The 20,960-nt window shown below is 59.2% G+C and carries 21 protein-coding genes; 2 read left to right on the top strand and 19 right to left on the bottom strand.

The features are described 5' to 3' along the window. Positions 1-74 precede the first annotated feature (74 nt). The 12 genes from ccoP to GZ092_RS05500 all read right to left on the bottom strand — a co-directional run bounded on the left by ccoP (position 75) and on the right by GZ092_RS05500 (position 11,940). Positions 75-995, bottom strand: a complete 921-nt coding sequence (ccoP, locus tag GZ092_RS05555) for a cytochrome-c oxidase, cbb3-type subunit III (protein WP_293635156.1) — start codon at positions 993-995, stop codon at positions 75-77. Positions 996-1,028: 33 nt separating this feature from the next. Then, positions 1,029-1,169, bottom strand: coding sequence for a cbb3-type cytochrome c oxidase subunit 3 (locus tag GZ092_RS05550; protein WP_293635154.1), 141 nt, complete (start codon positions 1,167-1,169; stop codon positions 1,029-1,031). A 21-nt stretch (positions 1,170-1,190) separates the two neighbouring features. Then, entirely contained in the window at positions 1,191-1,817 is a 627-nt protein-coding gene (gene ccoO, locus GZ092_RS05545; protein WP_293635152.1) for a cytochrome-c oxidase, cbb3-type subunit II, read from the bottom strand. 13 nt (positions 1,818-1,830) lie between these two features. Next, on the bottom strand, positions 1,831-3,267 hold the full coding sequence (gene ccoN / locus GZ092_RS05540) for a cytochrome-c oxidase, cbb3-type subunit I (RefSeq protein ID WP_293635150.1): 1,437 nt from the start codon (positions 3,265-3,267) through the stop codon (positions 1,831-1,833). A gap of 69 nt (positions 3,268-3,336) precedes the next feature. Beyond that, entirely contained in the window at positions 3,337-3,474 is a 138-nt protein-coding gene (ccoS, locus tag GZ092_RS05535) for a cbb3-type cytochrome oxidase assembly protein CcoS (protein ID WP_293635148.1), read from the bottom strand. Next, positions 3,474-5,801, bottom strand: a complete 2,328-nt coding sequence (locus GZ092_RS05530) for a cation-translocating P-type ATPase (protein WP_293635146.1) — start codon at positions 5,799-5,801, stop codon at positions 3,474-3,476. Before GZ092_RS05530 ends, ccoS begins: the two co-directional genes overlap by 1 nt. Positions 5,802-5,967: 166 nt before the next feature. Further along, a complete protein-coding gene (gene lptE, locus GZ092_RS05525; protein ID WP_293635144.1) occupies positions 5,968-6,486 on the bottom strand; it encodes an LPS assembly lipoprotein LptE in 519 nt (172 codons plus the stop codon). A 38-nt stretch (positions 6,487-6,524) separates the two neighbouring features. Continuing rightward, positions 6,525-9,326, bottom strand: coding sequence for a leucine--tRNA ligase (gene leuS / locus GZ092_RS05520; RefSeq protein WP_293635142.1), 2,802 nt, complete (start codon positions 9,324-9,326; stop codon positions 6,525-6,527). Between the two features lie 92 nt (positions 9,327-9,418). Further along, positions 9,419-9,865, bottom strand: a complete 447-nt coding sequence (locus GZ092_RS05515) for a biopolymer transporter ExbD (protein ID WP_293635140.1) — start codon at positions 9,863-9,865, stop codon at positions 9,419-9,421. Further along, entirely contained in the window at positions 9,862-10,521 is a 660-nt protein-coding gene (locus GZ092_RS05510) for a MotA/TolQ/ExbB proton channel family protein (protein ID WP_293635138.1), read from the bottom strand. Before GZ092_RS05510 ends, GZ092_RS05515 begins: the two co-directional genes overlap by 4 nt. A 7-nt stretch (positions 10,522-10,528) precedes the next feature. Further along, positions 10,529-11,344 (bottom strand): 4-hydroxy-tetrahydrodipicolinate reductase, encoded by an 816-nt coding sequence (gene dapB / locus GZ092_RS05505; protein WP_293635136.1) that lies wholly within the window; start codon positions 11,342-11,344, stop codon positions 10,529-10,531. 11 nt (positions 11,345-11,355) lie between these two features. Continuing rightward, positions 11,356-11,940: an outer membrane protein assembly factor BamE gene (locus tag GZ092_RS05500; protein ID WP_293635134.1), complete on the bottom strand. Its 585-nt coding sequence runs from the start codon at positions 11,938-11,940 to the stop codon at positions 11,356-11,358. A gap of 113 nt (positions 11,941-12,053) precedes the next feature. On the opposite strand from GZ092_RS05500, the gene fur reads away from it, so the two are divergent. After that, entirely contained in the window at positions 12,054-12,509 is a 456-nt protein-coding gene (fur, locus tag GZ092_RS05495) for a ferric iron uptake transcriptional regulator (protein ID WP_293635132.1), read from the top strand. A 165-nt stretch (positions 12,510-12,674) separates the two neighbouring features. On the opposite strand, the gene hprK is transcribed toward fur, so the two are convergent. The 3 genes from hprK to raiA all read right to left on the bottom strand — a co-directional run bounded on the left by hprK (position 12,675) and on the right by raiA (position 14,670). Further along, entirely contained in the window at positions 12,675-13,625 is a 951-nt protein-coding gene (gene hprK, locus GZ092_RS05490; RefSeq protein ID WP_293635130.1) for an HPr(Ser) kinase/phosphatase, read from the bottom strand. A 28-nt stretch (positions 13,626-13,653) separates the two neighbouring features. Next, a complete protein-coding gene (locus tag GZ092_RS05485) occupies positions 13,654-14,127 on the bottom strand; it encodes a PTS sugar transporter subunit IIA (protein WP_293635244.1) in 474 nt (157 codons plus the stop codon). A 210-nt stretch (positions 14,128-14,337) separates the two neighbouring features. Further along, entirely contained in the window at positions 14,338-14,670 is a 333-nt protein-coding gene (gene raiA, locus GZ092_RS05480) for a ribosome-associated translation inhibitor RaiA (RefSeq protein ID WP_293635129.1), read from the bottom strand. Positions 14,671-15,333: 663 nt separating this feature from the next. Here raiA and corA point away from each other — a divergent pair. Further along, on the top strand, positions 15,334-16,320 hold the full coding sequence (gene corA, locus GZ092_RS05475) for a magnesium/cobalt transporter CorA (RefSeq protein WP_293635128.1): 987 nt from the start codon (positions 15,334-15,336) through the stop codon (positions 16,318-16,320). A 61-nt stretch (positions 16,321-16,381) separates the two neighbouring features. Here the strand turns inward: corA and GZ092_RS05470 are convergent, their stop codons facing one another. The 4 genes from GZ092_RS05470 to GZ092_RS05455 form a co-directional block, all read right to left on the bottom strand. Further along, positions 16,382-17,158, bottom strand: coding sequence for a 5'-methylthioadenosine/adenosylhomocysteine nucleosidase (locus tag GZ092_RS05470; protein ID WP_293635127.1), 777 nt, complete (start codon positions 17,156-17,158; stop codon positions 16,382-16,384). A gap of 77 nt (positions 17,159-17,235) precedes the next feature. Beyond that, on the bottom strand, positions 17,236-18,924 hold the full coding sequence (locus GZ092_RS05465; RefSeq protein ID WP_293635126.1) for a long-chain-fatty-acid--CoA ligase: 1,689 nt from the start codon (positions 18,922-18,924) through the stop codon (positions 17,236-17,238). A gap of 212 nt (positions 18,925-19,136) precedes the next feature. Next, positions 19,137-20,561: an NAD(P)(+) transhydrogenase (Re/Si-specific) subunit beta gene (locus GZ092_RS05460; RefSeq protein ID WP_293635124.1), complete on the bottom strand. Its 1,425-nt coding sequence runs from the start codon at positions 20,559-20,561 to the stop codon at positions 19,137-19,139. Next, complete coding sequence (locus GZ092_RS05455) at positions 20,558-20,890, bottom strand: NAD(P) transhydrogenase subunit alpha (RefSeq protein WP_036808221.1); 333 nt, start codon at positions 20,888-20,890, stop codon at positions 20,558-20,560. Before GZ092_RS05455 ends, GZ092_RS05460 begins: the two co-directional genes overlap by 4 nt. Between the last annotated feature and the right edge of the window lie 70 nt (positions 20,891-20,960).

Raw genomic sequence — 20,960 nt, 5'->3', positions numbered from 1 at the left:
GAGTAGTCGGCTTTAATTTATCCACAGGTACTGCTCCATGCAAAGCCCCAGTAGGGGTCTTGCCGGGTAAAAAATCACTTCAGCGCTACTGCGCCTGGCTTGTTGGACAAGCTCCAGACATAAGATGCCAACACATGAATCTGGGATTCGGTGAGCTTGCCCTCTTGCGCGGGCATCTGGTTTACCTTGCCATTATTGATCATGGACACAATGGCATTTTCACCCCATCCGTGCAACCAGATATCGTCGGTGAGGTTAGGAGCCCCAATCACTTGGTTGCCTTTTCCATCCACGCCATGGCAAGCCGCGCAGGCGCCAAACTTGCTCTTCCCAAGCGAAGCCTTGACCGAATCATGCGGACTGCCTGACAGGCTCAAAACATAGTTCGCCACATTGCGAACATCATCGGAAGACCCCACCGCCGCAGCCATGGGCGGCATGTTGCCAATGCGGCCCTTGACCAGTGTTTCAACAATCTTGTCAGGGGTGCCGCCATGCAGCCAGTCCTTGTCAGAAAGGTTTGGAAATCCTTTGCTGCCGTGAGCATCCGATCCATGGCATTGCGAACAGTTGTTCATGAACAAGCGCTCGCCAATTGCCATGGCCTGCGGATCACCAGCCACGTCTTCGGGCTTCATGCTGTTAAACCTGGCATACAGGGGCTCGACTTCCTTGTTGCCTTTGGCCACTTCAGTCTCGTACTGACCGATGGCGCTCCAGCCAAACTTGCCGGCATAGGTACCCAGACCAGGGTACAGGGCAAGGTAGGCCAGCGCAAAAATCACGGTAATGATGAACAGCCAGACCCACCAGCGTGGCAGCGGGTTGTTCATCTCGCGCAGGTCGCCGTCCCACACGTGACCGGTGGTATTGTCATTGGCCGTCATGGCTTTGGCCTTGCCGCTGAACCACAGCAGCAGCAAGCAGGCAAAGATGCCAACCAGCGAGATGCCAGTGACGTAGAACGACCAGAAATTACTGGTGAAATCACTCATTTTTTTCTTCCTTGTCCAGTTCTTGCGCGCTGTCTATTCGTCTTGCTTGAAGGGAAGCTGGGCCGCTTCATCAAAGCTTTGGGCGTTGCGCCCAGACCAAGCCCATGCCACGATTCCAATAAAGACTAGAAATGTGACCACCGTTACGATGGACCTGAGTATGTTTATATCCATTGCCGCGATCCTCACATCAAGTTATTTACGGTGAATGCCGAGCACCTGAAGGTAAGCAATCACTGCTTCGATCTCGGTTTTCCCTTTGACATCATCAGAAGCCTTGGCGATATCTTCATCGGTATAAGGCGTTCCGACCGTACGCAGCCCTTGCATATGAGCCTTGATTGAAGAAGCATCCACAGTGTTTTTTTCCAGCCATGAGTAAGCGGGCATGTTTGATTCAGGTACCAGATCACGCGGATTGTTCAGGTGAATCCGGTGCCATTCGTCGCTGTACTTGCCGCCTACCCGCGCCAGATCCGGACCGGTTCGCTTGCTGCCCCACTGGAATGGATGGTCATAGACGAACTCGCCAGCGACTGAATAAGGTCCGTAGCGCAGCGTTTCAGCGCGAAACGGACGAATCATTTGTGAATGGCAGTTGTAGCAGCCTTCGCGCTGGTAAATGTCGCGCCCGATGACCTGCAGCGCGGTGTAGGGCTGCAACCCCTTGATGGGCTCGGTCGTCGACTTCTGGAAAAACAGCGGAACGATCTCCACCAACCCGCCTACAGCGAGCACCACCAGGATCAGCACGATCATCAGGAAGTTGCTGGTTTCGATCTTCTCGTGAGAAAGACCACCGCTAGATTTTTGGTTAGCCATGTTGTTGTTTTCCTCAAGCGTGGGCCACGGCAGCCGGAATGGTGACGGTGACTGAACGACCAGCCGTAGCGGTCTTGTAGGTGTTCCAGAGCATGATCACCATGCCGCTCAGGTACAGCAAGCCGCCAAGCAGACGCAATACATAGAAGGGGAACGTGGCCTTGACCGACTCGACAAAGGTGTAGGTCAGCGTGCCGTCCGGATTGACCGCGCGCCACATCAGGCCCTGCATGACGCCGGCAATCCACATGGCCGCGATATAGATCACGATGCCGATGGTGGCGGTCCAGAAATGCACCTCCACCGCCTTCATGCTGTACATCTGCTTCTGGCCGAAGAGACGCGGAATCAGGTAGTACATGCTGCCGATAGTGATCAGACCCACCCAGCCCAGGGCACCCGAGTGCACGTGTCCAATGGTCCAGTCGGTGTAGTGCGAGAGCGCGTTGACCGTCTTGATGGACATCATCGGCCCTTCGAACGTGCTCATGCCGTAAAAGGAAAGCGACACGATCAGGAAGCGCAGGATCGGATCGTCGCGCAGCTTGTGCCACGCACCCGACAGGGTCATGATGCCGTTGATCATGCCGCCCCAGCTTGGCGCCAGCAGGATCAGCGAGAACACCATGCCGACCGATTGGGTCCAGTCTGGCAGTGCGGTGTAGTGCAGGTGGTGCGGGCCCGCCCACATGTACGTGAAGATCAGCGCCCAGAAATGGACGATGGACAGGCGATAGGAATAAACCGGACGTTCGGCCTGCTTCGGAATGAAGTAATACATCATGCCCAGGAAACCGGCCGTCAGCAGGAAGCCCACGGCATTGTGCCCATACCACCACTGCACCATGGCATCCTGCACACCGGCATAGGCCGAGTAGGACTTCATGAAACCAACCGGGATGGCGGCGTTGTTGACCAGATGAAGCATGGCAATGGCGATGATGAACGCGCCGTAGAACCAGTTGGCGACGTAAATATGCTTGACCTTGCGGGTGCCGACTGTGCCAAAAAACACAAATGCATAGGCCACCCATACCAGTGTGATCAGGATGTCGATGGGCCACTCGAGTTCAGCGTATTCCCTGCTTTGGGTATAACCCAGCGGGAGGGACACAGCGGCAGCCACAATCACCACCTGCCAGCCCCAGAAGACGAATGCGGCCAGCTTGTCCGAAAATAGCCGCACCTGGCAGGTGCGCTGCACCACATACAGGGACGTACCCATCAAGCCGCAGCAGCCGAACGCAAAAATCACCGCATTGGTGTGCAGCGGCCGCAATCGCCCGTAACTGAGCCAGGGAATTCCGGTGATAAGGTCTGGCCATGCCAACTGGGCTGCGATGATCACCCCGACCAGCATGCCCACCACTCCCCAAACCACTGTCATGATGGCGAACTGCCGTACAACGGTGTCGTTGTAGGTCGTGGCCCTTGTATTGGCAAATGTCATTTTTACCTCTTCTTTACTTAGTAACTTGGTGAGCGTATCGCGGTGTAACGGATTTCAGATTGACCTGCGTCAATCATCACGAAGAATGCGTTCGCCTTCGGCATCGATGTCTTCAAACTGGCCTCGATGAATGGCCCACGCCAGGCCGCCCAGAATAAAAAAAACCAGGATGACCGACAAGGGAACGAGTAAAAAAAGGATATCCATCAAAGGCTTTCCAGAGGCGCGATGGCTGAGGACAATCGCAGGGCATTCAACACAACCAGCAGCGAGCTGAGAGCCATGCCTATTCCCGCCAGCCATGCCGGCAACCAGCCCGCCACAGCCAGTGGTACGCAGACGGCATTGTAGACAGCCGCCCACCACAGATTCTGACGAACAATGCCCAAGGTGCGACGTGCCTGCACCAAGGTTTGGGCCACCGTGCCCAAGCGGTCCCCCAGCACCACCAGATCGGATTGAGCCTGCGCCAGAGGCACTGCCTGGCCGAAAGCAAAAGATACATGGGCGCCCGCCAGAACCGGACCGTCGTTCAGTCCGTCACCCACCATGGCGACATGGTGGCCCTGCGACTGCAGATGTCGCAGAAAGACAAGCTTGTCCTGCGGCGTGCAGCCTCCCTGACTGTTGTCGATACCCGCTTGCCGGGCAACGCGGGCGGCCGATTCCGGCAAGTCGCCCGACAACAGGTAAACCTTGACGCCTTGCGCCGTCAGCGCCGCCACCGTAGCATGCGCGTCCGGGCGCAGGTCTTCCTGCAGCTCGAAGGTGGCAACCCATCCCTTGTCGTCACTCAGGCAAGCGTGCAGGGCCGGCGTGACAGGCGGGTCCACTTCGCAAAATCCGGCTGAACCCAGGCGTACCCTGACAGCGGATCCCGTCATGTCAGCACGGAAAAGTTGTCCTGCCACACCCTGCCCGGCAGTTTCCCGGGCATCCTGCACCTCGTACTGCACACCACCCTGCCCTGCCAATGACAATGCACGCGATACCGGATGCAGGGAATGTGTCGCCAGCGCAGCCGCCATTCCCAAGGCGTCCTCCCTGGAAATGCCCTGCCGGGTATGCACCTCGCCAAGCGCAAACGCGTCGCGGGTCAGGGTGCCTGTTTTGTCAAATACCACCGCATCCACCGCAGCCAGTGCTTCGAGTGCCTGCAAACGCCGGACCAGCACGCCGCTGCGCGCCAGGGAACCGGCGCTGGCGAGCATGGCCGCCGGCGTGGCCAGCGACAACGCGCAGGGACAGGTGACGATCAGGACCGCCACCGCCACCATCAGCGCATGGCCCGGGTCGTGTGACCACCAATAGGCGCCAGCCCCCCCCGCAGCCACCAGCACAAACAGAAGAAAGGGCTTGGCGATACGATCGGCCAGCTGCGCCAGTTGCGGCTTGGAGGTCGAAGCGCTTTCCATCAGCGCGACGATCTGCGCAAACCGCGTCTCGCCACCGGTGAGTTCAACCTTGACCACCACCGGGGCCGCAAGGTTGTGGCTGCCGGCAATCACCAACTCGCCTTTGTCACGCGGCAAGGGCCGCGATTCACCGGTCAGCAGCGATTCGTCAGCCAGCGTGCGGCCTTCAAGAATGATTCCATCTGCCGGAAAGGCTTCGCCCGGCAACACCCGGATCACGTCGCCCGCGCCGAGCCGGCGCACGGCCACGCGCTCGAAAACTCCGTCGGCGCCGCGCCGCTCGACGCTGCCGGGCAGGCGATTCATAAGCGCTTCCAGCGCGCCTGCGGTCCGGTCACGCAGGCGCAGTTCGAGCCAGCGCCCGGTCAGCAGGAAAAAGACAAACATGGTGAACGAGTCGAAATACACCTCGGCGCCGAAAATCCCGCTGGGCTCGAACGTGCCCATGGAACTGACGGCAAAGGTGATGCCCATGCCCAGCGCCACCGGCAGGTCCATGCTGATGCGGCGGTGGCGCAGGTCACGCAGCGCATTGCGGAAAAAGGGCGCGCAGGAAAACAGCAGCACCGGCAAGGACAGCACCCAGGAAGCCCATCGCAGCAATTGCGCCATGTCGGGCGCCAGGTCGCCCGGCTCGGCCACGTAGGCCGGCCATGCGTACATCATCACCTGCATCATGCACAGGCCGGCCACGCCCAGCCGCCAAAGCGCCTGGCGGGTTTCAACGCGCCGGCGATCATTGGCGAAGGCATCATTGGCAGGCACGGCCGGGTAGCCGGCACGGGCGGCAGCCTGCATCCAGCCCGAGGGGCTGATGCGGGTATCAGACCAGACAATGCGGCCCCGGTGGCTGGCAGCGCTGATGTCGGCAGACAGCACGCCCGGCACCTTGCGCAGGGCATCTTCAATGGTGAGGGCGCAGGCCGCGCAGTGCATGCCTTCGAAGACCACGCTGGATTCCCAGCACGAAGGCTGCCCGGTCAGCGAGCGGCTGAAGGCAGACCATTCGTCAGGATTGTCCAGCATGGCCAGCGGCGTGGCGCAGGACGTTGAAACAGGCGGTTCATCCGTCAGGCTGGACGGTTGCAGGGAAAGAGGTGACAGGCTGGCCGTTTGCATGATTCGCCAGCTTAGCGGCTTTGAAGCCCGATGTCTTGATTTGGATCGAATTCAGGGCAATCCGGGTGAAAGTCTACCCACAATGCCGCGTTCGCCCTTCATTCATCCAGGCCCAACCGGACCGCCACGGTGCCCGCCATGGCATGAGCAGCAACCCTTGGCTGGCTTACTCGAGGCTGGTCACCGCTGCCAGCCGGCGCATGACCTGCTGGACGACGTCACTCTGCATGTCGCGGTAAAGCAGGGCTTCCTCGGCTTCCTTCGCCAGCACAGCCGACTCATTGAAGCTGATGTCGCGTTGCAGGGAAATTTCACTTGCTGGAATCAATTCCCGGCCCGCCAGGGTCCGCAAGCGGAAGGAAAACCGCAGCCGCAACTGGAACTCGCGCACCTGGCCCGACGAATTCAGGCTGAGCACCACCTTTTCACGCCGGTCCTGGAGAACCTCAAGCACCACCTGCGCCTCGCTGATACGGCGCGCATCGGTGATCACCCTGACTTTGCCGGTAGCCTCCAGCGAGCGCCTGAGTTCCACGCCCAGCGGAGACGATTCTGCCAGGCCGCTGTACAGCGTGGAGAACGCAAAATTCGGCGCCTTGCGCAACGCAAAACCGCAGCCGTTCAGGCTGACCAGCGTCAGCGAGGCGGCGGAAACTGCAAAAACCAGAAAAGCGCGTCGCTGCATGGGTTGGCCTTGAAGAATGTTGACGGTAGCGTTGCGGCTCAAACGACGATGTTGACCAGGCGGCCCGGCACGACGATGACTTTCCTGGCGGGAGCACCTGCCGCCTGCCTGACAAACGCCTCCGAAGCCAGCGCCGCCGCCTCGATCTCGGCCTTGCCGGCGCCAGCCGGCACCGTGACCGAGCCGCGCAGCTTGCCGTTGATCTGCAGCACCAGTTCGATTTCGTCCTGCTGCAGCGCGCTGGCGTCAACTTCGGGCCACGGCGCATCCAGCAGGTCGCCGTCCTTTTCAGCATAGCCCAGTTCGGCCCACAGCGCGTGCGACAGGTGCGGCGTTGCCGGATACAGGCAGCGCAGCAGGATGCCGAACCCTTCGCGCAAGGCAAACAGCCGCCCGCCATCGTCCGCTGAGCCGTCCTCCGCAAGCGCGCTTTGTTCCTCAGCCAAGTTCCGGCCGCGGAACTGGCTTTGCCAGGCCGCAGGCGGGGCGACCCCCTCGGGGGGCAGCGAACCACGTGCAGCCGGGAGCGTGGGGGCCATCGTTTCCAGCGCGTTGAGCAGCTTCATGCCGCCCGAGACCACGGTGTTGTACTGCATGCGCTGGTAGTCATAGTCCACCTGTTTGAGCAGGGAGTGCACTTCCAGCCTCAGCGCCTTGGTTTCTTTGTCAAAAAGGCCTTTTGCGCTTGCTGCATCTACATCTTTAGCTCCCGAATCCATAGCATTGAGCTTGACGCCGAAATTCCAGACGCGGCGCAGGAAGCGGTAGGAACCCTCAACGCCCGCGTCATTCCACTCCAGCGTGGCTTCAGGCGGCGCGGTGAACATGGTGTACAGGCGCGCGGTGTCGGCGCCGAACTTTTCAATGATGTCCTGCGGATCGACGCCATTGCTCTTGGACTTGGACATGGTGCCCACGCCTTCGTAGTCGATCTGCGTTCCTGCGGGCAGCAGGATTCCACCGCTTTCCACGGGATTCTTGAGCCGCGCGCCGATGATCTTGCCGGTGTCATCCAGCACATGCTCGACATCGTGCGGCCAGAAGTATTCCTTGCCGCCCTTGCCGGAGCGGCGCGAATAGATGTGGTTGAGCACCATGCCTTGCGTGAGGAGCTTGGTGAACGGCTCATCCACCTTGACCAGTCCCAGATCGCGCATCACCTTGGTCCAGAAGCGGGCGTACAGCAGATGCAGAATCGCATGCTCGATGCCGCCGATGTACTGGTCCATCGGCATCCAGTAGTCGGCGCCTTCGGCCACCATCGCCTGATCGTTCTTTGGATCGCAATAGCGCATGAAATACCACGAACTGTCGACAAACGTGTCCATGGTATCGGTCTCGCGGCGGGCTGGTATGCCGCACACCGGACACGTCACACCGGCATGAAAGCCTTCGTGCTTGTGCAGCGGGTTGCCCGAGCCATCGGGCACGCAGTCAAGCGGCAGAACCACCGGCAGATCCTGCTCCGGCACTGGCACCGCGCCGTGCTCGTCGCAGTGGATGATCGGAATCGGCGTGCCCCAATAGCGCTGGCGGCTCACGCCCCAGTCGCGCAGGCGCCAGGTGGTTTTCTTCTCGCCCAGACCTTTGGCGGCCAGGTCGGCGGCGACGGCATCCACGGCGGCCTTGAAGGCCAAGCCATCGTAGGGACCGGAATTGATGGCCACGCCTTGCTGCTTGTCGCCATACCAGTCGGCCCAGGCATCCAGGCTGTATGTCTTGCCTTGAACATCGGTCACCTGCTTGATCGGCAGGTCATATTTCTTGGCAAATTCAAAGTCGCGTTCGTCATGTGCCGGCACGCCCATGACCGCGCCGTCGCCATAGCTCATCAGCACATAGTTGCCGACCCAGACCTCGACCTGCTCGCCGGTCAGCGGATGTGTGACGAACAGGCCGGTGCGCAGGCCTTTTTTCTCTTGCGTGGCCAGTTCGGCTTCCGTCGTCCCGCCGGCTTGGCATTGCGCAATAAACGTGGCGAGTGCGGGATTGGTTGCAGCTGCATGGAGCGCCAGCGGATGCTCGGGCGCCACAGCGCAGAAGGTCACACCCATGATGGTGTCGGCGCGGGTGGTGAAGACGTAAATTTTTCCGTCGCCAATCAAGCTGCCGGATGCATCCTGTATGTCATGCATAAAGGCAAAGCGCACGCCTTCACTCTTGCCGATCCAGTTTTCCTGCATCAGCTTGACGCGTTCGGGCCAGCCCGGCAGCTTGTGCTGCACGCTGCCCAGCAGTTCTTCGGCGTAATCGGTGATCTTCAGGTAATAGCCAGGAATCTCGCGCTTTTCAACGGTCGCGCCAGTGCGCCAGCCCTTGCCGTCAATCACCTGCTCGTTGGCCAGCACCGTCTGGTCCACCGGGTCCCAGTTCACGACCTGCGTCTTGCGGTAGGCAATGCCCTTTTCCAGCATCTTCAGGAACAGCCACTGGTTCCATTTGTAGTAGCTGGGATCGCAGGTGGCGATTTCGCGGCTCCAGTCAACGGCCAGCCCCATCGCCTGCATCTGCTTTTTCATGTAGGCGATGTTGTCGTAGGTCCATTTCGCCGGCGGCACACCGTTTTTCAGCGCAGCGTTTTCGGCCGGCAGGCCAAACGCATCCCAGCCCATCGGCATGAGGACGTTGTAGCCCTTCATGCGCAGGTAGCGCGCCAGCATGTCGTTGATGGTGTAGTTGCGCACATGGCCCATGTGCAGCTTGCCGCTCGGGTAAGGCAGCATCGAGCAGGCGTAGTATTTCTGGCGGCTCGCGTCCTCGGTCACGCGGTAGGCATCGGCAGCATTCCAGTGGGTTTGCGCGCTGCGCTCTACGTCGATGTGGTTGTATTTGTCTTGCATGAAAAGTCTGGCTACCGAAAAAAAGAAACCCCTGGCTTGGGGCGGGCAGCCTGGGCTGCGAACACGTGATTTTAGGGGCTGCACACCACCGGCTAACCGCCGGAAGACGCAGGCAGGTTGGCTGGCGGCGCCGGTTCGGCGACAAAGCCGATGCGACTTAACCCGGCTTTTTGCGCGACGCCCATGATTTCCACCACCTTGCCGTAGGGCACGGCTTCGTCGGCGCGCAGTTGCACCTCGGTGTCGGGATGCTGGCGGGAGATTTGCGCCAGCTGGCGTGCCAGTTCATCGAGCGGCTGCGACTGGTCGTTCAGGAAAGCCTGTCCGCTCTTGTCGACAACCAGCGTGACAAAGCGGGGCGTGTCCAGCGCTTTAGCCGCGTCGGTCCTGGGCAGGTCAAGCCGGATGGCGCTGGCCAGCAAGGGCGCGGTGATGATGAAGATGACCACCAGCACCAGCATCACGTCCACCAGCGGCGTGACGTTGATGTCGCTCATCGGCGGCGAAGCAGGCGTTCGTTCAAGCCGTCCAAAGCTCACGGGGACACCAACAGGTTGTTGCGCACCGCCAGCAGTTCGCGCAAATCAAAGGCGAATCCTTCCAGATCGGCCTCGATGCGGCCAATGCTTCGGCCAAACACGTTGTAGGCCAGCACCGCCGGGATCGCCACCGCCAAGCCGGCAGCCGTCATGATGAGCGCCTCGCCCACCGGACCGGAGACCTTGTCGATGGTGACCTGGCCCGCCATCGCCATCCCGGTCAGCGCATGGTAAATCCCCCAGACCGTTCCCAGCAGCCCGACAAAAGGCGCGGTGGAACCAACCGTGGCCAGCAGAACCTGGCCAAACTGCAGCTTTTGTAGCACCGCATGGAGGGCATCGCGCAGTACGCGGGTCAGTTGCGCCGACTTGTCGCCGGCGGTAGCCAATGTTCCATGCGACTTGGCTTGCGTTGCAGCAATGAGCGGCAGCACCAGGGCTTCGCGGTCAAACACGGCGATCTTGTCGCAGGCCGCTTCAACCGACATTGACTGCCAGAAGGCCGCCGTGCTGCGTGCCACGTCGCCCGTTGCACGGCGCAGGAGCCAGCCCTTCCACAAAATGACCACCCAGCTGGCGACCGACATGGCCAGCAGCAGCGCCGCGACCGCCTGGCTGATGAGGCCACCTTGCGTGATAAGGGCCAGCAGACTCATGCCGGCGTCACTTCAGGTTGAGCACATCGAACATGTCAAACAGGCCGGTCGCCTGGCTGTCCAGAAAGCGGGCGGCGCGCAGGCTGCCCTGAGCGTAGGTGGCGCGGCTGGAGGACTTGTGGCTGATTTCGATGCGCTCGCCGATACCGGCAAACAGCACGGTGTGGTCGCCCACGATATCGCCGCCGCGTATGGTGGCAAAACCGATGCTCGACGGATCGCGCTCACCGGTGACGCCTTCGCGCGCATAGACGGCGCAGTCTTTCAAATCGCGGCCCAGTGCTCCGGCAATCACCTCGCCCATCTTGAGCGCGGTGCCCGAAGGCGCATCGACCTTGTGGCGGTGGTGCGCTTCGATGATTTCAATGTCGTAGCCGGTGGAAAGTGCCTTTGCCGCCATCTCCAGCAGCTTGAGGGTGACATTGACGCCAACGCTCATGTTGGGCGCCATGACAATCGCGATGTCTTGGGCGGCGTCCAGGATTTCTGCTTTCTGGGCATCTGAAAAGCCGGTGGTGCCAATGACCAGCTTGATGCCAAGTTCACGGCAAACGGCCAAGTGGGCGAGCGTGCCTTCAGGCCGCGTGAAATCAATCAGCACCCGTGAATCCTTCAGGCCTTCGCACAGGTCCGAGTGAATCAGAATGCCGCTGGAACGGCCGGAAAACGCGCAAGCATCCTGGCCTACGGAGGGACTGGACGCCACATCGAGCGCGCCTGTCAGCAGGCAGTCGGTGCTGGCATTCACGGCCTCGATCAGCATGTGGCCCATGCGTCCGCTGGCACCGGCAATGGCAATCCTGTGCTGGCGGTCTTGTTCCATGGAACCCGCGCTCACTGCCTGGGGCTTTCAAGCGGCGGGTAAACAGTGGTCAATGGACCGGCCGGCAGATTGGCGGCATCGGCCTGGGCGCCTGGACCAGCCCTAGAAACCGACGACTTTTCCGCTGCCTTGAGTTGCTCTTCAGTGGCTTGCAGCACAGGTACCTTGCCCAGCACCCGCTTGTTGCTCAGCGTGGAGATAAATTCTGCTTCGCTGGGCATGCTGTCGCCGGCAAAGCGTTCAAGCTTGTCACCCTTGAAGAAGACGGTGTACTTGAACGCCTGCGGTTCGACGCCCTGGCGCTTGAGCGTGAACACGTAATCCCAGCGGTCTGCATGGAACAGACTGGTCAGCAGGGGCGTGCCCAGCACAGCCTTGACCTGGTCGCGTGTCATGCCCGCCTGCAGTTGCTCCACCTGCTCGCGAGAGACAAAGTTTCCCTGAATCACATCGACCTTGTAGGGCGTGATCCAGTTGACGGGGTTGATCGAACTGCTGCTCATGGTGCCGCTGCTGCACGACGCCAGCAACCCGCAAGCCACGGCAATAAGGATTTTTTGAATGCTGTAATGAGGATTTGCAGGCAGGGCGGACATAGTGGAAGGTGTAGCGATATGATCAAACATTGTAGCGGCTGGGTGCTTTCAGACCTGTTTTCAGGCCGTCCGGAGCGGCACCCCTTTCCCGAATAGATTCCAGAGAGACTCCCATGAGCAACATTGACGAGCTGAAGAACACCGGCCTGAAGGCTACTTTGCCGCGACTGAAAATACTGGAAATCTTTCAGGCCGGCAAACAACGCCACATGACAGCCGAGGATGTTTTCAGGGTATTGCTCGAAGAACGCTCGGACATCGGGCTGGCCACGGTGTACCGGGTGCTGATGCAGTTCGAGCAGGCCGGTCTGCTCAACCGCAGCAATTTCGAATCGGGCAAGGCGGTGTACGAGATCAATGAAGGCCAGCACCACGATCACCTGGTCTGCCTTGACTGCGGCAAGGTCGAGGAGTTCTACGACGCCGAGATCGAGAAGCGGCAGCACGCGGTGGCCGAACTCAAGGGCTTTGCCATTGCCGACCATTCGCTGTCGATTTATGCCAACTGCACCAAGCCCGACTGCCCCAATCGTTCAACAGCGCCAGGGCGGCACCATCATCATTCCTGATGGTTAGTCCGGCGTACTTCGCCGCCACAAGGCGAACAGATAGAAAAGTAACCATGCCTGCTTTCCCCTGAGCACTTGCCGGCCACGGAACCGGCTTAGCCCGGCCGTAGGCGGGACATATCCCTCGGGGGGCCGCGAACCACGCGCAGCGGGGAGCGTGGGAACCTAATCATCCTGCTCCATCGCCCGTCGGTGCCGTTCGACAAACTCCTGATAGGTATTGATGCCGCGCAACTGCAAGATGGCATTGCGCACGGCGGCTTCAACCAGCACGGCAATATTGCGGCCGGCTTCCACCTGAATGATGACCTTGCGCACCGGAACGCCCAGCACATCCTGCGTCAACGGCTCATAGGGAATGCGTTCATAGTCGCGCTCCAGCGTTTCACGGCGTACCAGATGAACGATCATTTTCAGGCGCATCTTGCGGCGCACCGCGGTTTCACCAAAAATTGCCTTGATGTCAAGCAAACCGATGCCGCGCACTTCCAGCAGGTTTTGCAGCAGGTCGGGGCAACGTCCTTCAATGGCGGTCTGGTTGATGCGGAACAGGTCGATGGCGTCATCGGCCACAAGGCCATGGCCGCGCGAAATCAGTTCCAGCCCCAGTTCGCTTTTGCCCAGCCCGGACTCGCCGGTGATCATCACGCCCATGCCCAGGATGTCCATGAACACACCGTGCATCGAGGTGCGCTCGGCAAAATGCCGGGACAGGTAAGCCCGCAGCACGTCGATCACGAAAGCGGCCGACTCGGGCGTGGCAAACATGGGCAACTGGGCGCGCTCACACATCGACAGCAGCGTGTCAGGCGCGGTCTGGCCGTCGGCCACCACCAGTACTGGCGGCTCCAGCGTGATGATGCGAGAAATCCGTCGGGCACCATCCTCGGGGCTCACATGCGTGAGGTAGGCCACTTCGCGCTCGCCCAGAATCTGAACGCGATAGGGATGGATGTAATTGAGGTAGCCGACCAAATCGGCGCCGGAGCGCGCTTCGCTGACCGCCACTTCATCAAATCGACGCTCAGAAGCTCCAAGTCCCGCGACCCATTCCCATTTCAGGGAGGCGCGGTGATCCTCGAACAGGACATCCGCGCTGACGACGGTGGGCTTCATGCCAACCCGGGCTGCAGAAACCGAATGCTCATGGACTGACTTCGTGGGCAGACTGCCAGGTTGCAATCAACTTGTGCAGGTCGGCAGCACTGGCGCTGCTCTTGAGTTGCTCGCGCAGGTGACTGTCGCTCAGCAGTTCGGCAATTTCAGACAGTATTTCGAGATGTTTTTGAGTTGCAGCTTCGGGAACCAGCAAAAAAACCAGCAGATTGACCGCCATCTCATCAGGTGCATCAAACCCGATGGGCGTTTGAAGCTGAAAAATCGCGGCCATTGGGGTTTTCAGCCCCTTGATGCGACCATGCGGAATAGCCACGCCATGGCCCAGGCCGGTGGAGCCCAGCCGCTCACGGGCAAAAAGGCTGTCAGTAATGAGGGCGCGGTTCAGGCCATGGAGGTTTTCGAACAGCAGCCCGGCTTCTTCAAAAGCGCGCTTCTTGCTGGTCGCCTCGACACGGACCAGCACTTGGGGGGGAGGCAAAATTTGCAAAAGACGGTTCATTGACGCTCTTTTAATCGGCGGACTATGCACTTTACAGTGAATTGATTGAAAAAGAGACAAAAAAAGCCGTTTGCCATGACAAACGACTTTTGCATGCAACACCTCGGCAACTCAGCGCCGATTCAGCCAGCGTATTTGAATATAAGGATCACCACGAAAGGCTACCAGATCGCCAGGAGCAAACCCATCGGCAACGGGGAAATCCCTGCATCAAGCTTCTGCACGCTTGGTGCATACATGCCCATGATCTTGCGCCTTGGCCTTGTAGCGGCCGACCTGCCGGTCAAGTTTGTCCGCGAGTTCATCAACAGCGGCGTAGAGATCAGCGTGCGAGCTTTCGGCGAAAAGATCACGACCCTTGACATGCACATTGCACTCCGCTCTCTGGCGTTTTTCCTTCTCTGTCATGTTGTCCACTGTCAGTATGACCCGGACATCAACCACCTGGTCGAAATGCCGGGTAATGCGATCAAGCTTGCTCATGACATAGCCGCGAAGCGCTGGGGTGACCTCAAGGTGGTGACCACTTATCGTCAAGTTCATGCGGAGACTCCTATTCCAGAAGTTGGAACTGGTTGAAAAATGCCGCCAAACGCGTCAGGAAAGGCGACAGCCGGAACACTTTCTTGACTTCACTATGCCTTCTCCCATTCGCAATTGCAAGCCAGGGAATTGACAAAGAAGGGTAGCCTTTTAACCATAGCCCTATGCGAAAAGATCTGAAAATGGAGAAACACGCTGTACTTTGTTGCCATCGCCCTGCTAAAAAAATATTCACCTATCAATTTCCAAATAATTTTTAAGTTACATATATTGTTAATTTGTCAAAAAACGTGTTTTGTGAGGTTTCACACTTGAAAATATGGGCAGACAAAAAATTTTGATCCTATGGGATAGCTGACGTTTTTTCCTTTTTGTTGCCGCTCCAGTGCATGCAGCCACAGGATTTTCGCGGACACCACAGACCACGAAACGGCCATTTCCGCGGTAGATAAATAGCATTGGCAATGCCATAATCGCGGCTTATTGACTACGGAGACATCCTTGGAAAGCAGTCCCAGTCGGCCGCTTTCAACACCGCAGACTGACGCCCGATAAGGCCGGGAAGCGGGTTGAAAGCGAGGCCTTCATCCCTAACACCCGATCCTGTGCCAAGGCCGAATCACGCCGTGGGCAGGTCCATGCCTATCGAAAAAACCGTCTGTCATGCTCAATATCTTTACGCTCGCCAATGGCCGGCTTTTCCAGGAAGAAATCGAATCCCTGGAAGAACTCTCCCGCTTCCAGCCCATCTGGGTGGACCTGGAGTCCCCCACGCTCGAAGAAAAACGCTGGATCAAGCAGTATTACGGCCTGTCGATTCCCGAAGACGCGATGGACGAAGACATCGAGGAATCCGCGCGTTTTTACGAGGAAGACAACGGCGAATTGCACATCCGTTCGGACTTCTTGATCGCTGACGAGGACGAGCCGCGTACAGTTCGTGTCGCCTTTATCCTCAACCTGGTCAATGACGACCTGAAGAGCAAGGGCGTGCTGTTTTCAATTCATGACGAGGATGTGCCGGTGTTCAGGCTGCTGCGGATGCGTGCACGCCGCGCGCCCGGCCTGATTGAAGACGCCAAGGAAGTGCTGCTCAAACTGTTCGATGCCGATGCCGAATATTCGGCAGATACGCTGGAAGGCATTTACGTCGATCTTGAAAAAGTCAGCACCAAGGTGCTGTCAGGCGATGTCACCGACGTGATGGCCGGCGAAGTACTGGGCGCCATCGCCCGCCATGAAGACCTGAGCGGCCGAATCCGGCGCAATGTCATGGACACGCGGCGTGCCGTCAGCTTCATGATGCGCAGCAAAATGCTCAACGCAGAGCAGTTCGAGGAAGCGCGGCAGATTCTGCGCGACATTGACTCGCTCGACTCGCACACCGCCTTCCTGTTCGACAAGATCAACTTCCTGATGGATGCGACTGTCGGCTTCATCAACATCAACCAGAACAAGATCATCAAGATATTTTCAGTGGCCAGCGTCGCGCTGCTGCCGCCCACCCTGATTGCCAGCGTTTACGGCATGAACTTCAAGATGATGCCGGAACTGGACTGGGCACTTGGCTATCCGTATGCACTGGCCTTGATGATTGCCAGTGCCGTGGTGCCGATGTGGTATTTCAGGAAGCGCGGCTGGCTGCAGTGAGTATTTGTTTTCTTTTGGGAATCAAATAAGCGCTTTGCGCAATATACGCGGGCAAACTTAGCTATTTTTTTGATAGCAAGTTTAAAAAGCGTTCAATGATGGCGCGGGCATAGCGGCTGGCAACGGCATCGACAAAAGCCGGAAAATCGACATGGGCGCTGTCATCCGCACGGTCTGAAACGGTGCGCATCACGGCAAACGGCACGCCGTAATCCATGCAGACTTGCGCCACAGCAGCCCCTTCCATCTCTACAGCCAAGACCTCATGGCCCGCGCTGGCCATCAGATCGCGCAGGAGGTTTGATTCGTCAGCACCCGAGACAAAACGGTCACCGCTGGCAATCAAGCCCTGGTGAACGCAAGCACCTTCAAACCCGTGCGCTACCCGGTTTTCGTGCGCTAGCGCAGCACAACTCGCCTCAAACAGCAGCGCGCTCAATGCTGCGTCGCAGTGAAACCTGGTTTTTCCATACAGCGGCACTTCATAGCGGGGAAACAGCGGGGAAACATCCAGATCGTGCTGAAGAAAATCCGTTGCCACCACCACATCGCCTACCTTCACGCCGTGGCCCAGTCCGCCCGCAACCCCGGTAAACACGATGCGGCGTACACCAAAACGCTCGATCAGCGCTGTCGTGGTGGTGGCCGCAGCGACCTTGCCAATTTTTGACAAAGCCAGCACCACCGGCTGGCCGTGCAACTCCCCCAGCCAGAAGTCGCGACGGGCATGGGTGACTTTGCGCGGCCGCTGCAGCAGTTCCATGAGGCCGTGCTGTTCTTGCGGCAAGGCGCTGAGGATGGCAATCGGGCTTGAAGCAAGATCAGAGGTCGGTGGCATGCGGTCGATTTTCCATTCAAATCGCTGCCGCAAAAGCACTATCTGGAACCTGATGACATGTTTCAGCGATTCACGGTTCAGCGCTTGTCGCGCAGTTCGCGGCGCAGGATCTTGCCGACAGGTGTCTTGGGCAATTCGGTGCGAAACTCGACGACCCTCGGCTGCTTGTAGCCGGTGAGGTTTTCCTTGCAGAAAGCCCGCACATCCGCTTCAGTCAGGTCAGGGTTCTTCTTCACGATCACCAGTTTGACGGCTTCACCCGATTTTTCGTCAATCACGCCGACGCATGCGCACTCCATCACACCGTCCATGGTGGAAACGATTTCTTCGATTTCGTTCGGATAGACATTGAAACCGCTGACCAGCACCATGTCTTTTTTGCGGTCGATGATCTTGAAAAAGCCATTTTCGTCAATGATGCCCACGTCGCCCGACTTGAAATAGCCGTCGGGTGTCATGACCTTGTCGGTTTCATCAGGCCGCTGCCAGTATCCCGCCATGACCTGCGGCCCCTTGATGGCGATCTCGCCCGGCTGGCCTGGTGCCACTTCATGGCCGTCATCGTCCAGGAGTTTGAACCAGGTCCCGGGAATCGGCACGCCGATCGTACCGGTGAAAGTTTTGCTGTTGGTCGGGTTGCAACTGGCCGATGGCGAGGTTTCCGACAGGCCATAGCCTTCGCAAATCGGGCAGCCGGTTTTTTGCAACCACAGCTTGGCCACCGCGCTTTGCACTGCCATGCCGCCACCCAGCGATATTTTCAGGTGCGACCAGTCCACGGTATTGAAATCCGGATGGTTGGCAAGCCCGTTGAACAAGGTGTTGACGGCTGGAAAACTGTTGACCTTGTGCTTGGCAAGCTCCTTGAGCACCGCCGGCAGATCACGCGGATTGGGGATCAGGATGTTTTTTCCACCGGTCCGCATGCCCAGCATCATGTTCACCGTGAAGGCGAAAATATGGTAGAGCGGCAGCGCGCACACATAGGTGGGCTGCTCTCCTGCGCCCAGGCTGGCCATGGCCGGGCCGTTCCATGCTTCGGACTGCAGCACATTGGCAATCACGTTGCGGTGCAACAGCACGGCGCCCTTGGAAACACCGGTAGTGCCGCCGGTGTACTGAAGCACGGCAATGTCGTCAGGCTTGATGTCTGGCCGTTTGAGAACGCCGCGCGTGCCTTGCGCCAGGGCATCATTGAAGCGCACGGCGCCCGGCAGGTTGAAAGGCGGCACCATTTTCTTGATGCTGCGCACCACATAATTGACCAGCGTTCCCTTGAGCAAGCCCAACTGGTCGCCCATGGAACACAGCACGACATGCTTGACCGGCGTGTTGGCCAGGCACTGCTCCAGCGTGCTGGCAAAGTTCTCGACGATCACGATGGCCTTGGCGCCTGAATCCTTGAGTTGATGCTCCAGTTCACGCGGCGTGTAAAGCGGATTCACATTGACCACGACATAGCCGGCGCGCAGGATGGCGGCCACCGCCACCGGATACTGTGGCACATTGGGCATCATGATGGCCACACGGTCACCTCGGACCAGGCCCAGGCCCTGCAGATAGGCCCCAAATGCCAGCGACAGATTATTGGTTTGGCCGAAAGTGATTTCCTTGCCCATGAAACTGTAGGCAACCCGGTCCTTGTGCGTCTTGAAGCTTTCCTCCATCAAGGCCACCAGCGACGGATATTGCGAAGCATCGATGTCGGCAGGAACGCCCGCCGGATAAGCTCTGAGCCACGGGCGTTCAACTTCTTCGGGTTTCATCACTGCACTCATCTTCCTAGCCTCCATTACGATTATTTTTTACTTACTTTTCGCTTACAGGAATTTTCAGGGAAAGCCGGTCCCGTGGCTATTAGGTTTTCCCTAGAAAATATGGGCATTCAGAAGACTTGCCTCTCTAATCGAGACGTTTGGCCGTGGCTGATGGCGTGCGGCACAAAGCACGCCGCCGCGCGCACTGGAACGGAAAAGGCTTATTCGATCGCCTTGCCCATGTCCTCGATGACTTTCTTGGCATCGCCGAACACCATCATGGTCTTGTCCATGTAGAAAAGTTCGTTGTCCAGGCCGGCATAGCCCGCCGCCATGCTTCGCTTGTTGACAATGACGGTCTTGGCCTTGTAAGCCTCCAGGATCGGCATGCCGTAGATGGCGCTGCCCTTGACGTGCGCGGCCGGGTTCACCACGTCGTTGGCGCCCAGGATGATGGCGACATCGGCCTGGCCGAATTCGGCATTTATGTCCTCCATCTCGAACACCTGGTCGTACGGCACCTCGGCCTCGGCCAGCAACACGTTCATGTGGCCAGGCATGCGGCCAGCCACCGGGTGAATTGCGTACTTGACGCTGATGCCCTTGTCGGTGAGCTTTTGCGCGAGTTCTTTGACCGAGTGCTGCGCGCGCGCCACCGCCAGTCCGTAGCCTGGTACGATGATGACGCTTTCGGCGTTGCCCAGGATGAAGGCGGCATCGTCGGCTGAACCCGACTTGACCGGTCGCTGCTCCTTGGCGCCAGCAACGGACGTGGTCGCCTCGCCGCCGAAGCCGCCCAGGATCACGTTGAAGAACGAGCGGTTCATGGCTTTGCACATGATGTAAGACAGAATCGCGCCCGACGAGCCCACCAGCGAGCCGGCAATGATCAGCATCGAGTTGTTCAGCGAAAAGCCGATGCCGGCCGCCGCCCAGCCCGAGTAGCTGTTGAGCATCGACACCACCACCGGCATGTCGGCGCCGCCGATCGGGATGATGATCAGCACGCCCATGACAAAAGACAGCGCCAGCATGGCAAAGAACGCCGTCCAGTTGCCGGTCAGCATGAAAGTGATGCCCAGCGCGACGGTGGCCAGGCCCAGCACCAGGTTGAGCTTGTGCTGGCCGGGAAAGGACACGGGCGCGCCCTGGAACAGGCGAAACTTGTACTTGCCGCTGAGCTTGCCAAAGGCAATCACCGAGCCGCTGAAAGTGATGGCACCGATGGCCGCGCCCAGGAACAGTTCAAGCCGGTTGCCCGCCGGAATCGGCATGCCCTTGGCGACGATGTTGAAGGCGTAAGGTTCGGCCACTGCCGCCACGGCGATGAAAACGGCCGCCAGGCCAATCATGCTGTGCATGAAGGCGACCAACTCGGGCATCTTGGTCATCTCAACGCGCTTGGCCATCAGGGTACCTGCCGCACCGCCCACGACGAGCGCGCCCAGCACATACACCATGCCCTGGGACTTGCCGCCCGAGATCTCGACGATCAGGGCGCCGGTGGTGAGGATGGCAATGGCCATGCCTACCATGCCGAACAGGTTGCCGCGCAACGAGGTGGTCGGGTGCGACAGGCCCTTGAGCGCCTGGATGAAGAAGACGGAAGCCACCAAGTACAGCAGCGTGACGAGGTTCATGCTCATTTGGCGGCTCCCGAGTCAGCAACGACCGCGACGGTCTTTTTTTCCTTCTTGCGGAACATCTCCAGCATCCGGCGCGTGACCAGGAAGCCGCCAAAGACGTTCACGGCGGCCAGCGCCACGGCCAGCACGCCCATGGTGCGGCCCAGCGTGGTTTCGGTCAGCGCGGCGGCCAGCATGGCGCCGACGATGACGATGGCCGAAATCGCATTGGTCACGGCCATCAGCGGCGTGTGCAGCGCAGGCGTGACGGTCCAGACGACGTGGTAGCCGACGTAGATGGCCAGAACAAAAATGATCAGGTTGATGATGGTGGGTGACACGGCATCCATGGTCTTCTCCTAGGGCTTGAACGGGGTTGCGGGGCGCGGGTTGGCGCGACCTTAGTTGGCGCAGGGGAGG

This window comes from Polaromonas sp. (genome assembly GCF_010365105.1).
GTDB lineage: Bacteria > Pseudomonadota > Gammaproteobacteria > Burkholderiales > Burkholderiaceae_C > Polaromonas.
The sequence above is the reverse complement of the archived record's forward strand: the minus strand, read 5'-3'. Positions and strand labels throughout refer to the sequence as shown.